Origin of the sequence: Pseudomonas asplenii (assembly GCF_900105475.1) — a bacterium.
Lineage (GTDB): Bacteria > Pseudomonadota > Gammaproteobacteria > Pseudomonadales > Pseudomonadaceae > Aquipseudomonas > Aquipseudomonas asplenii.
In genome coordinates, this window is the sequence record NZ_LT629777.1 from 2,266,313 (window position 1) to 2,279,075 (window position 12,763).

Below are 12,763 nucleotides of genomic sequence, written 5' to 3' on the forward strand. Positions count from 1 at the left end.
TGAAGTGAGTGTCAGTCTGCGGCGGGCGGCTGGGCGGCCTGTTCACTGAGTTTGTCGGCCAGGCGTACGAAGGCTGCCAGATCCAATTGTTCCGGACGCAGGCTACCATCGACCCCCGCCGCCTCGATCTCGGCGCTGCCGAGCAGGGCCTTGAGGGTATTGCGCAGGGTCTTGCGGCGCTGGTTGAAGGCTTCGCGAACGACGCGCTCCAGCAGGCGATGGTCCTTGGCCGGGTGTGGCAGTACCGCATGTGGCACCAGGCGGACAATTGCCGAATCGACCTTGGGCGGGGGATTGAATGCCCCGGGCCCGACATTGAACAGGTGCTCCACGCGGCAGTGATACTGGACCATGATCGACAGGCGACCCCAGTCACCGCCGCCAGGGCCGGCTGCCAGCCGCTCGACAACTTCCTTTTGCAGCATGAAGTGCATGTCGCGGATCAGGTTGGCATTGTTCAGCAGGTGGAAAATCAGGGGGGTGGAAATGTTGTAGGGCAGGTTACCGACCACTCGCAGGCTGTTCGGTGCAGCGTTCAGGGTGGTGAAGTCGAACTTCAGCGCATCGCCCTGGTGCAGTTGGAAGTTTGGTTTGCCGGCGAACTGCTGATTGAGGATCGGGACCAGGTCCTTGTCCAGTTCGACCACATCCAGCTGGGCACCACTGCTCAGCAGGCCTTCGGTCAGGGCACCCTGGCCGGGGCCGATTTCCAGCATGCGGTCTTCGGACTTGGCATGGATGGCCCGCAGAATGCGGTCGATCACGCCGGCATCATGCAGGAAGTTCTGACCGAAACGCTTGCGCGCCCGGTGTTGGTATTGCTCGCTCATAAACGGGTCTCGGCCATCTGGTAGGCGGTTTCCAGGGCGACCTGCAGGCTGCCGGTGTCGATTTTGCCGCTGCCGGCCAGATCCAGGGCGGTACCGTGGTCGACCGAAGTGCGGATGATCGGCAAGCCCAGGGTCACATTGACTGCCGCGCCGAAACCTTTGTATTTCAGCACGGGCAGGCCCTGATCGTGATACATCGCCAGCACCGCGTCGCAGTGCTCCAGATATTTGGGGGTAAACAGAGTGTCGGCAGGCAGCGGGCCGCGCAGATCCATGCCCTCGCTGCGCAGACGCTCCAGGGTGGGTTCGATGATGTCGATCTCTTCGTGGCCCAGGTGACCGCCTTCGCCGGCATGGGGGTTGAGCCCGCATACCAGGATTCGCGGTTGGCCGAGGCCGAACTTTTCCTTGAGATCGGTGTGCAGGATTCGCGTGACGCGCTCCAGGCGCTCAGGGGTGATTGCATCGGCCACCTGGCGTAGCGGCAGGTGTGTGGTCACCAGCGCCACCCGTAGTCCACGGGTGGCCAGCATCATGACGACCTGGTCGGTTCGGGTCAGGTCCGCGAGGAATTCAGTGTGGCCGGAAAACGCGATACCGGAATCGTTGATCACACCCTTGTGGACCGGGGCGGTGATCATGCCGGCGAAATCACCGCTTAGGCAGCCCTGTCCGGCGCGAGTCAGGGTTTCCAGCACAAAGGCGGCGTTGGCCTGGTTCAGTTGGCCGGGCACGACGGGCGCTGCCAATGGCGTGTCCCAGACGTAAAGACTACCCGCCGGAGCCGATTGAATGGGCCAGTTATCCGGTCCCACTGGCAGCAACTCGATGGCCACCGCCAATTGCGCGGCCCGCTCGGCGAGCAGGTCACGGCTGGTGATGGCAATCAGGGGGTAGGGCTGGGGCTGCGAGGCCAGTAGCAGGCAAAGGTCGGGACCGATGCCTGCCGGCTCGCCGGGTGTCAGCGCGAAACGCTTGGGTTTCACTTGGCGGCCTGGTTTGCGCCAGGGAGCTTGATTTCGACGTAGGCTTCGTCACGGATCTGACGCAGCCAGGTTTGCAGCTCTTCGTCGTACTTGCGGTTACGCAGTACGGTCATGGCTTGTTGCTCGCGAGCCTGATTGGTGCTGTCGGTGGCACGGCGCCCCAGCACTTCCAGCACGTGCCAGCCATATTGAGTCTTGAAAGGTTTGGACAACACACCTTGCGGGGTCTTTGCCATGACTTCCTGGAACTCCGGGACCAGCGCTTTCGGGTCGATCCAGTTCAGGTCGCCGCCGTTGAGGGCAGAACCCGGGTCTTCCGAGAAGCTCTTGGCCAGGGTGGCGAAGTCTTCGCCATTCTGGATGCGCTCGTAGATTTTCTGGGCCAGGGCCTGGGTCTCGGCTTCGCTGCGAATGGCGTTCGGCTTGATCAGGATATGACGCACATGCACTTCGTCACGCATCTGGGTCTCGCCGCCACGCTTTTCCAGCACCTTGAGGATGATGAAACCGCCGGGTGCGCGGGCTGGTTCGGTGATACCGCCCACTGGCATGTTGCTCAACATCTGATCGAACGGCGGTGGCAGTTGTGCCGGCTTGCGCCAGCCCATGTCGCCGCCTTCAAGGGCGTTGTCGCTACCCGACTTGGCAATGGCCAATTGGGCGAAATCGGCGCCCTGCTTGAGCTGCCGGTAGATGTCCTGAGCCTGTGCCGCCGCTGCCTGGATGGCTTGCGAGCTGGCGCTGTCCGGGGTCGAGACAAGGATGTTGGCCAGGTGCAGTTCTTCGGAGAGCTGCATTTTGCCCAGGTCCGAGGCGAGGAAGTTCTTCACTTCCTGTTCGGATACCTGCACGCGCTCGGCAACCCGGCGCTGGCGCACGCGGCTGATGATCATTTCGCGGCGCACCTGGTCGCGGGCGTCCTCATAGGAGAGGCCGTCGTGGACCAGGGCGGCCTTGAACTGATCGATCGACATGTTGTTGCGCTGGGCGATGCTGCCGATGGCCTGGTTCAGTTCCTCGTCGGAAATGCGAATACCGGAGCGTTCACCGATCTGCAGTTGCAGGTTTTCGACGATGAGGCGGTCGAGAACCTGCTGATCCAGGACGCTGCTGGGTGGCACGCCGCCGCCGCGCTTGGCAATGCTCTGCTGGACTTCGTGGACACGCTGGTCCAGTTGGCTCTGCATGATCACGTCGTTATCGACGATCGCCACGACGTTGTCGAGCGGTTGTACTGCGGCATGAACCGCAGCACTCAGGGCCAGTACGCCCAGCATCAGCGGGCGCAGACAATCAGAAAGCTTGATCTTCACGTTCACGATAACCTTGGATGCCTTTGTCGAGGAAGGTTTCTACTTTCTGGCCAACAACGCCGCCCAGACCTTTCAGGACAATTTGGAGGAAGATGCCGCGGTCGCCTTTTTCGTTCTGTGGGGCGTCCTGACTGAATTCGTCATACTTGACCCAGTAACGGTTGATCAGGCGCAGTTTCCAGCAGCAGTTGTCGTACTCGAAACCACCAAAGGCTTCCAGCGTGCGGTTGCGGTTGTAGTCGTATTGCCAGCGGCTGATGAGGTTCCACTGCGGCAGCACCGGCCAGATGACCGAGAAGTCATGCTGCTGGATCTTGTAGTAGTCCTTCACGTAGTTGGCCGTGCCTGGAGTGCCGTAGTCGCCGCCGAACTGCCATTGACCGGTGTTCTGGTTGTAGATGACCTGGTCGTTGCGATAGCGATAGCCGGCGTTGACCACCTTGTTCGGGTTGTCTTCAGGCTGGTAGTGGAACATTGCACTGCCCGAGCGCGGGCTGTGGCTGTCCGGATCCCAGTTGTAGTCGGCTGTCGCACGCCAGTCGCGGTTGAAGCGGTAGGCGTATTCCAGAGCGTACGGCGAAACATTGGCCTTGGCATCGGCGCGGGTACGGTAATCGACACCCGGCAACTGGACGGTACGGTCCTTGAAGTACATGGCCTGGCCGACACTGATGCGCTGGCGCTCGAAACCATTGTCTTCAATCCAGCGGCTGGTCACACCCAGGGACAGCTTGTTCTCGTCGCCCACACGGTCCGAACCGGAGAAACGGTTATCGCGGAACAGCGAGGCGTAGTTGAAGCTGTATTCGCCGGTGTCGAAGACCGGGATGTCTTTCTGGTCTTTCTCGGGGACATAGAGATAGAACAGGCGTGGTTCCAGGGTCTGGCGATAGTTGGTGCCGAACATGCTGGTGTTGCGGTCGAAGTACAGGCCGCTGTCGATGCTGGCGATGGGCACACCACGGCTTTGCGAGCTGTTGAAGGTCTCGCCGAGTGCTGAGGCATTACTGGTATTGTTGACCAGGTCAGCCCTGCCCTGAGCGCCCAGGTCCAGGTCATATTTGGTGTACTGGTACTTGAGCGATGGCTTCACGTAGCCATAGGTCCAGTTAAGCGGCAGGCTGACACCGGGCTTCAGGTTCAGGCGATCGCCGTTTGCGCGGGCCAGGCCGACGACGTTGGTGTCCAGGCGTGGCGTGCCGATAGCATTGCCGTTGGCATCGAACGGGCCACCATCCTTATCGAAATAGTTGCCACTTTCCAGGCTACGCTCGAAACGCACCGCTTCGGTCTCGTAAGTGAAGTCGAGACCTTCAGGGTGGTAAGGCAGTTCACCGTTGAAGGTGATCTGCGGCAAGCGGTTGTAAGGCGTGATGTTCGACACGCTGGCCATCTGATAGGCCTGTACGTTCAGCTTGGCTGTATAGCTGTCGCCACGATAGCTGACGGCCGCCTGCTGGTTGACGTAGGCGCCAGCGTCCTTGACGCCGATCTGGTCGCTGGTCAAATCCTGGAAGTAGTACGGGTCGCTGATCTTGGTGTAGTCGACCTCGGTCAGTACCCGTGAGTCCAGGCCGCCCTTGTGCTGCCAGTTGAGCATGTAGCGGGTTTTTTCGGAGTCGGTCTGCTTCGAGCGATCATTGCTGTCGTCGTTCAGGTATGCGCCGCCGAACTGGCCTTCGCTGGACTGGGTCAGGTAGCGGAATTCGCCTTCCATCAACAGGCCGCGCTTGGTCATGTAGCGTGGGTACAACGTGGCGTCGTAGTTTGGCGCCAGGTTGAAGTAGTAAGGCGTGACCAGCGTGAAGCCGTTATCACCACCCGAACTGAAGCTGGGCGGCAGGAAACCGGACTGGCGACGGTTGTCGATCGGGAAGTAGATGTACGGCGTGTACAGGACGGGAATGTCCTTGACCCGAAGTGTCACGTTGGTCGCGGTGCCGAAGCCGGTCGCCGGGTTCAGGGTGATGTTGTTACCCTTGAGCTGCCAGGCGTTGCTGTTCGGTTCGCAGGTGGTGTACGTACCATCCTTGAGGCGAATGATCGCGTTTTCGGCACGCTTGGCGTAGAGCGCACTGCCGCGCACGCGCGATTTGTGCAGAACGTATTCGGCGTTGTCGACCTTGGCTTCGCCGGTGTCGAGCTGGACGTCGGCGTGATCGCCGACCAGCAGTGCACCGTTATCGCGCACGCGAACGTTGCCGCTCAGCTCGCCACGGTTTTCCGCCTGGTACAGATTCGCCTCGTCGGCCTCGACCTGCATGCTGCCCTGGCGCATGACCACGTCACCGGCCAGACTGGCGACCTGCTGTTCCTGCTCATAGCGCGACGCCTTGGCACCGATGAAGGTCGGCGCGTCATTTTTATTCGTCTTGTCATTCATGCCAGGACGAATCGGTTCGATATAGGCACCAGAGCAGTAAGGACCGGTCTCGGCCAACTGGGCAGGCGTCAGCTTCTCGCGGGGAACCCAGTCGAGGTGGCTGTAGTCGGCACTGCGGGATTTCAGACCGCGGCCCTTGGCCTCGGTGACCAGTTTGGTCGCTGGCGCGCTGTCGCTGCCGGCGCTGCCGTCCGCCGTGGCCTGGGAAGTGCCACCGATCGAGCCGGCGTCGTGCACCGGGCGCGGTGGCAACTGTGCTGTGGTCGCTTTCGGCGCACAGTTCCAGGCGCCCGAAGCAGAGGCCGAACAGTCATACTGTTCAGCAGCAACGACGAACGAAGTGGCCAGAGGTTGCAGTACCAGCAAACTGCCGGTGACCAGCAACGGAAACTTTCTACGAAACGCGGGGGATTTCAATGCCATCTTATTAGTCCGGGCTTCCTGCGTGCCATCTGCCCGCGGTAAGGGCCGCACGCCTATCGATGGTCTGAAAAAGATGCTGGATAATAAAGCATGACCCGCTTGACGGCTAGCGCCGTCGGAGACCCTTGTGATGCCCGATCAAGATCTACGCTTGCAACACCTGAAAGTTTGGCTGGATGAGCAACTGGCAGCCCTGTTCCTGACCAAGGGCTGGGGACCCGTATCTGATGCCACATTGACCGCAGCCAGCAGCGACGCGAGTTTCCGCCGGTATTTCCGCTGGCTGGGCGAGGGCCGCAGCTTCATCGTGATGGACGCTCCGCCACCCCGGGAGAACTGTGCTCCCTTCGTGGATATCGCCCATCTGTTGGCGAAATCCGGCATCAACGTGCCGGAAATTTATGCGCAGGATCTGGAAAACGGCTTTCTTTTGCTCAACGACCTGGGCAATCAGACCTACCTGGATGTCATCAACGCGGAAAACGCCGATGCCTTGTTCGCCGACGCCATCGATGCCTTGCTGGCCTTTCAGCAGTTGCCGATGGATGCCCAACTGCCCAGCTATGACGTCGCCTTGCTGCGCCGCGAACTGGAACTGTTCCCCGAGTGGTATGTGGGCCACGAGCTGGGTGCCCGTTTCAGCCCGCAGCAGCTGGAGCTGTGGCAGCGTGTCAGTACCTTGTTGATTGACAGTGCGCTGGCGCAGCCGAAGGTTTTGGTGCACCGCGACTACATGCCGCGCAATCTGATGTTGAGTCTGCCCAATCCGGGTGTGCTGGACTTTCAGGACGCGGTCTACGGTCCGGTGACCTATGACATTACCTGTCTGTTCAAGGATGCGTTTCTCAGTTGGCCCGAGGCACGGGTTGCCGATTGGTTACAGGATTACTGGCAACGGGCTCGCCAGCAAGGCATTGCGGTTCAGGCGGATTTCGAGGATTTCCGTCGAGCCAGCGACCTGATGGGCGTGCAGCGTCACTTGAAGGTGATCGGCATCTTTGCGCGTATCTGCCACCGTGATGGCAAGCCGCGCTACCTGGCGGACGTGCCGCGTTTCTTTGCCTATATAGAGTCAGTCCTGGCGCGTCGGCCGGAGTTGGCCGAGTTGGGTGAGTTGCTCGACAGCCTGCGTTCGTCGGTCGAGGCCGGGTCATGAAGGCGATGGTCCTCGCTGCGGGCAAGGGCGAGCGCATGCGCCCGCTGACCCTGCACACGCCAAAGCCGCTGATTCGTGCCCAAGGCGTTCCACTGATCGATTATCACCTGCTGGCGCTGGCGGCAGCCGGTTTCACCGAGGTCGTCATCAATCATGCCTGGCTCGGGCAGCAGATCGAGGACTACCTGGGTGACGGGGCGCGCTATGGTCTCAGTATCGCCTATTCGCCGGAAGGTGAGCCGCTGGAGACCGGCGGCGGGATTTTCCGCGCACTGCCATTGCTGGGCGATGAGCCCTTCCTGGTGGTTAATGGCGATATCTGGACCGATTATGATTTTTCGGCGTTGCGTCGTCCTCTGAGTGGACTGGCGCATCTGGTGATGGTCGATAATCCGCCGCATCATCCGTCCGGAGGCGATTTCACCCTGCTGGATGGTCGAATCTTCGACGACCGGCCGGATGTGCCGAGGTTGACCTTCAGCGGCATCTCGGTGCTGCATCCGCAACTGTTTGCCGGTTGTACCGCCGGGGCTTTCAAGTTGGCGCCGTTGTTGCGCGAGGCCATGGCCCGGGGACAGGTGAGTGGCGAGCATCTTGACGGCGCCTGGGTTGATGTCGGTACCGTGGAACGTTTGGCACAAGTCGAGCAATTGTTGAAAGAGAGACACTGATATGTTGTGGCCAGGGACTCTGATTGGAGCCGGGGCGGGTTTTGCCATCGCCAGTATTCCGGGGGCCATGTTGGGTGCATTGTTGGGGCAGGCGCTGGATCGGCGTTTGCAGTTGCATAGCTTGGCGCATCTGCGCGAGCGCCTGGGTGGCAAGCCGGCGTTGCGTAATGACGAGCTGCTGTTTGTCCTGCTCGGCCGGCTGGCCAAGAGCGACGGTCGCGTGGTCGATGGGCATATTCAGCAGGCGCGCCAGGAAATGCGCCAATTGGATATGGGTGAGGCCGCCCAGCGGCGGGCAATTGCCGCCTTCAATCGTGGCAAGACGGGAGAGGATCGCCTGCGTGGCTACCTGCGTCATCTCAAGGCCCAGCCCCACGCGGCCGAGGGCGTATTGCGTGCTTGTTGGCGAATGGTCTGGGCCGATGGCCGTGCCGGGCGTGAGGAGCGGGAGCTGATTCTGCTCTGGGGCAAGTGGCTCGGTTGGACGGCGCAGCAGATCCAGGCACTGGCCAGCGACTACGAACCCGGTCGTACACCGCTGCTGAGCAGCGCCGGCAGTTACCAGGACGCATTGATTGTTCTGGGCGTGACCCCGACCAGCGAACCGGCGCAGATCAAGCGCGCTTATCGTCGCTTGTTGAGCCGCCATCATCCGGACAAAGTGGCGGGGGCCGGCGCAACGCCGGCCCAGGTGCAGGACGCGACCGAAAAGACCCGGGAGCTGCATCAGGCTTACACACTGATTCGCGAGCGCCGGGATTTTCGCTGAGGTGCCAGGGGCTTACTGGCTGTCCAGGTCCTGCGGGTTCAGGTAGCCGCGGACCCGCCGCACCAGTTGCTCCTGCCCCGGCTTGCCGGGGAACGCCTTGAGTCCTACCTGGGTATAGTTGGACGTCTTCTGACGCTTGCTGGCTTGCAGGCGCTGCAGGGCCGCTTTGCGATCCAGTGATTCGTCCTTATAGAAGAAGTCGGCGGTCGCCAGTTTCAGTTCGGGGGTCAGTTGTGCCAGGTCTGTCTTGGCGCTGGCCGGCGTCTGTGCGGCCACCAACAGCAGTTTCTGCACTTGTGGCGAGGCTTTCTCGATCAGGTAACGGGTAGCCCAATAGGCGCCGGTTCCATGTCCGAGCAGGACGATGCTGCGGGCATTCTGTTGCTGGGCGTAGGCAACGGCAGCGTCGAGACGAGCGAAAATCCGTTCGGCGTCACCCTTGAGCGGGTCTTCGGCGTTCGCGGCTGGCGCCTGGTCGGGCGCGTCGGTCTCGGCGCTGGCCGCCTGTTCAATGGGCTTGCTAGTGGTGCTGGCGTTCTTGCTGTTGCTGGAGGCCGGCTCCGCAGGTTTTGGCGCTTCCACGACCCGAGGCAAGGAGGCGTCGCTTTGCAGATCCGGCAGTGTCAGACTCAGGCTGCTCCAGCGCGCGTCCGGTAATTGGTTGCGCAAGGGCGCGACGACTTGAGGCCAGTCAGCGGTTTCGCCGGCTCCGGGAATGATGATCACCGCGCCGTTGGGCGTTGGCGTGTTGGCCGGTTTCCACAATGCCAGGAACGTGTCGCCGGCCGCCTGCAACTGTTGTTGCTCCTGGCGTGGCAATTGCCGCTCCAGGGCTGTGGCATCTTCCTGGCTGCGTTCTGGCAATGACTGACGTTCAGCCGGCTTCTCGGTAGGCGCTTGTGCGGGGGCTGCCGGATCTGCCGCCAGAACCGGTGCGGCTAGCGGTAGTATCAACGACAGGCACAGCGCAGGTAGTGCCGAGCGGTAGACAGGGGGCATCGGATTTTCCAGGCCAGAGGTAATCCTGGCAGCCTAATGGGTTGGTCAGTATTTGTCAGTGTGGATGAGTCGAATCATGCGTTTTTGCTGTCTGTGGGTTATCGGCTGGCTGTGTCTTCCCTTGATGGCCTGGGCCGCGCCGGCACCTGCCGCGAGCGATCTGTCATTGTCCGGCGAGCAGCGCCATTGGCTTGATGGGCACCGGCAACTGCGTGTCGGTCTGGTGCTGCAGGCGCCTTACGCGCAGTACGATCGACGCCTTCAGCGGCTGTCGGGGGCGAATGTCGAACTGATGCAGTGGTTGGCCGCGACGATGAAGGTCGCGCTGACCTGGCGAAACTTCCCCGACCAGGCACACCTGGAGAAGGCCCTGCAGGACGATGAGATCGATATCGCCCCCGGCTTGACCCAGACACCGGCCGGCTTGCGCCTGTGGTTGTTCTCCGACCCCTATATGCGGGTGCCGCAGTTGGTCGTCGGCGAGCGTAATGGGGCCGGGGCTGTCGAGTTGGAGAAGCTCGACAGCCAGACCCGGGTCGCCGTGCGCATGCCCAGTGTCATCGCCGATTATTTGCGCAGTACCTACAGCAACCTCAACTTGCAGGGTGTGCCGATGGAGCGCCAGGCCCTGCAATTGCTGTTGAGCCAGCAGGCTCGTTATGCGGTGGTCGACGAGGCCCAGCTCAGTCGCCTGTCTACCGAGGAGGAGTTTGCCGGGCTGGCGGTGGTTGGTGATATCGGTCTGCCGCAGTTGTTGCGGGTGGCGACCCGGCGCGACTGGCCACAATTGGCGGGTATCGTCGAGAAAGCCCTGCATGCGATACCGGCCCGGGATCTCGATCAACTTCATCTGCGCTGGCTGCAGCCCAAGTACCCGCGTCTGTCGGCGTCGCCGGGATTCTGGCTGAACCTTTGCCTGCTGTTGCTGGTGATGTTTCTGGCCTGTCTGGCGATCGTGTTCTGGTTGCGTCGCCAGCAGCGTGCTCTTGAACAGGCTCTGCTGACCGCCCGCGAGGATCTGGCCCGACGCGAGGCCAGCGAGGAGGCCTTGCGTCTGACCCAGTTCTCCATCGACCAGAGCACCGTGGGCATCCTCTGGGTCAACTGGGACAGTCATGTGCGTTACGCCAACCGGGCGGCCGAGGACATGCTCGGCTATCCCCCCGGCGCGTTGTTCGACCGGCCGCTGATCGACTTCGAGCCGAACCTGCACATGGACCGCTGGCTGAACCTGTGGAAGCGCGCCCGGGCCACTGACGAGGCCCCGCAGAGCTTCGAGACCCAATGCCTGCGCGCCGACGGCAGTGTCCTGCCTGCGGATGTGTCCCTGAGCTTTCTGCGTTTTCGTGATGGCGAGTACCTGGTGGTCTATCTCAATGATGTCACCGAGCGGCGTCGTGCCCTGGCTGCGCTGCAGGAGAGCGAGGCCCGGCTCAAGGGCATCGCGGCCAACGTCCCGGGCCTGGTGTTCCGCCTGGAGCGGGTGCCGCAGACCGGCGAGCTGTATTTCCCGTATATCAGTGAAGGCAGCGACAGTCTGGTGGGCCATGCACCCGCAACCCTGCGGCGGCAGGAGATCGGCCTGCGCAGCGTCGTCCATCCGGATGATCGGGCCGATTATCATCGTGTTCAGGACCTGGCAATCGATTCCAGCAGCGACTGGTCCTGGCAGGGGCGCATCGTGACCCGCGAAGGCCGGCAACGCTGGGCCGAGATCAAGGCCATCACCCGTCGCCTGGCAGACGGCACGATGGTCTGGGACGGTATTGTCTGGGACATCAGCGAAAGCAAGCGGATCGAGTTGGAACTGGCCAGTTCGCGCGAGCAACTGCGTGAGCTGTCGGCGCACCTGGAAAGTGTCCGGGAAGAGGAGAAGGCCCGTATCGCCCGGGAAGTCCACGATGAACTGGGGCAGATGCTGACGGTGCTCAAGCTGGAAACGTCCATGTGCGAGCTGGCCTATGCAGAGCTGGACCCTGGGCTGAACGAGCGCCTTAACAGCATGAAGAAGCTGATCGCGCAGTTGTTCCAGTTGGTGCGCGATGTCGCGACTGCCCTGCGTCCGCCGATTCTCGACGCAGGCATTGCCTCGGCGATCGAATGGCAGGCCAGGCGTTTCGAGGCAAGAACGCAGATCCCGTGCCTGGTCCAGGTGCCGGAAAACCTGCCGGCGCTCAGCGATGCCAAGGCCACCGGGCTGTTCCGGATTCTTCAGGAGGCGCTGACCAATGTCATGCGCCATGCCCAGGCGCATACTGTGGAACTGACGCTGGTGATCGATGGGAGTGACCTGTGTCTGACCATCAGCGATGACGGCGTGGGATTTGCTGCCCAGAGCGGTAGGCCGACTTCGTTCGGTGTAGTGGGCATGCGCGAGCGCGTGCTGATGCTGGGCGGCACTCTGTCGTTGCAAAGCAGCGTTGGCGAAGGCACGACCCTGAGCGTTCGTGTACCGTTGGATCTGCCGCAGGCCATGTGAGCCTTTTGACCGAGCAGGAGTAAGACGTGATCCGCGTATTGGTAGCCGAAGACCACACCATCGTCCGCGAGGGTATCAAGCAACTGATCGGTCTGGCCAAGGACCTGCAGGTGGTGGGTGAGGCGAGTAATGGCGAACAGTTGCTGGAAGCCTTGCGGCATACGCCCTGCGAGGTGGTGCTACTGGATATCTCCATGCCTGGGGTGAACGGCCTGGAGGCGATTCCGCGGATTCGTGCGTTGAACGATCCCCCGGCTATCCTGGTGCTGTCCATGCATGACGAGGCGCAGATGGCGGCTCGGGCGCTCAAGGTCGGCGCAGCCGGGTATGCCACCAAGGACAGTGATCCATCCCTGTTGTTGACGGCCATTCGCAAGGTCGCGGCGGGTGGGCGTTATATCGATCCGGATCTGGCCGATCGGATGGTCTTCGAGGTCGGCCTGACCGACTCCCGACCCTTGCATGCGTTGCTGTCGGAACGCGAGTTTTCGGTGTTTGAACGCCTGGCCCAGGGCGCCAACGTGAACGACATCGCCCACCAACTGGCCTTGAGCAGCAAGACCATCAGTACCCACAAGGCCCGGTTGATGCAGAAACTCAACATCACCTCGCTGGCCGAACTGGTGAAATACGCCATGGAGCACAAATTGCTCTGAGGCCGGCCCTACAGAAAAATTGCGTTGGCATATCCATTTGCGACAGCTGCGCATGGGGGGCTGACGCAGTGATGGGCTCTGCCGTGATGAGCCGTTTG

Annotated in this window: 10 protein-coding genes; 5 read left to right on the forward strand and 5 right to left on the reverse strand. The window is 61.7% G+C overall.

The genetic code is table 11. The annotated features are described in order from the left end of the window. Positions 1 to 11: 11 nt before the first annotated feature. The 4 genes from rsmA to BLU37_RS10295 are packed head-to-tail and all read right to left on the reverse strand — an operon-like array spanning position 12 to position 5,935. Positions 12 to 830 (reverse strand): 16S rRNA (adenine(1518)-N(6)/adenine(1519)-N(6))-dimethyltransferase RsmA, encoded by an 819-nt coding sequence (rsmA, locus tag BLU37_RS10280; RefSeq protein WP_029533027.1) that lies wholly within the window; start codon positions 828 to 830, stop codon positions 12 to 14. Further along, on the reverse strand, positions 827 to 1,816 hold the full coding sequence (pdxA, locus tag BLU37_RS10285) for a 4-hydroxythreonine-4-phosphate dehydrogenase PdxA (protein WP_090204579.1): 990 nt from the start codon (positions 1,814 to 1,816) through the stop codon (positions 827 to 829). The genes rsmA and pdxA overlap by 4 nt, the downstream gene beginning before the upstream one ends. Further along, positions 1,813 to 3,129 carry a peptidylprolyl isomerase gene (locus BLU37_RS10290; RefSeq protein ID WP_090210926.1) on the reverse strand — a complete coding sequence of 439 codons (1,317 nt, stop codon included), beginning with the start codon at positions 3,127 to 3,129 and terminating at the stop codon, positions 1,813 to 1,815. The genes pdxA and BLU37_RS10290 overlap by 4 nt, the downstream gene beginning before the upstream one ends. Next, entirely contained in the window at positions 3,110 to 5,935 is a 2,826-nt protein-coding gene (locus BLU37_RS10295; protein WP_090204582.1) for an LPS-assembly protein LptD, read from the reverse strand. The genes BLU37_RS10290 and BLU37_RS10295 overlap by 20 nt, the downstream gene beginning before the upstream one ends. A 130-nt stretch (positions 5,936 to 6,065) precedes the next feature. On the opposite strand from BLU37_RS10295, the gene BLU37_RS10300 reads away from it, so the two are divergent. The 3 genes from BLU37_RS10300 to BLU37_RS10310 are packed head-to-tail and all read left to right on the forward strand — an operon-like array spanning position 6,066 to position 8,531. Next, on the forward strand, positions 6,066 to 7,091 hold the full coding sequence (locus BLU37_RS10300; protein ID WP_090204584.1) for an aminoglycoside phosphotransferase family protein: 1,026 nt from the start codon (positions 6,066 to 6,068) through the stop codon (positions 7,089 to 7,091). After that, a complete protein-coding gene (murU, locus tag BLU37_RS10305; RefSeq protein ID WP_019360717.1) occupies positions 7,088 to 7,762 on the forward strand; it encodes an N-acetylmuramate alpha-1-phosphate uridylyltransferase MurU in 675 nt (224 codons plus the stop codon). The genes BLU37_RS10300 and murU overlap by 4 nt, the downstream gene beginning before the upstream one ends. Before the next feature lies 1 nt (position 7,763). Beyond that, positions 7,764 to 8,531 carry a TerB family tellurite resistance protein gene (locus tag BLU37_RS10310; protein WP_090204587.1) on the forward strand — a complete coding sequence of 256 codons (768 nt, stop codon included), beginning with the start codon at positions 7,764 to 7,766 and terminating at the stop codon, positions 8,529 to 8,531. A 12-nt stretch (positions 8,532 to 8,543) separates the two neighbouring features. Here the strand turns inward: BLU37_RS10310 and BLU37_RS10315 are convergent, their stop codons facing one another. Further along, a complete protein-coding gene (locus BLU37_RS10315) occupies positions 8,544 to 9,530 on the reverse strand; it encodes an alpha/beta hydrolase family protein (RefSeq protein WP_090204590.1) in 987 nt (328 codons plus the stop codon). 64 nt (positions 9,531 to 9,594) lie between these two features. Between BLU37_RS10315 and BLU37_RS10320 the strand changes: the two genes are divergently transcribed. Together BLU37_RS10320 and BLU37_RS10325 are read left to right on the forward strand one after the other, a co-directional pair. Continuing rightward, positions 9,595 to 12,009: a PAS domain-containing sensor histidine kinase gene (locus tag BLU37_RS10320; protein WP_090204593.1), complete on the forward strand. Its 2,415-nt coding sequence runs from the start codon at positions 9,595 to 9,597 to the stop codon at positions 12,007 to 12,009. Positions 12,010 to 12,035: 26 nt separating this feature from the next. Further along, positions 12,036 to 12,665: a response regulator gene (locus BLU37_RS10325; protein ID WP_010444176.1), complete on the forward strand. Its 630-nt coding sequence runs from the start codon at positions 12,036 to 12,038 to the stop codon at positions 12,663 to 12,665. Positions 12,666 to 12,763 lie beyond the last annotated feature (98 nt).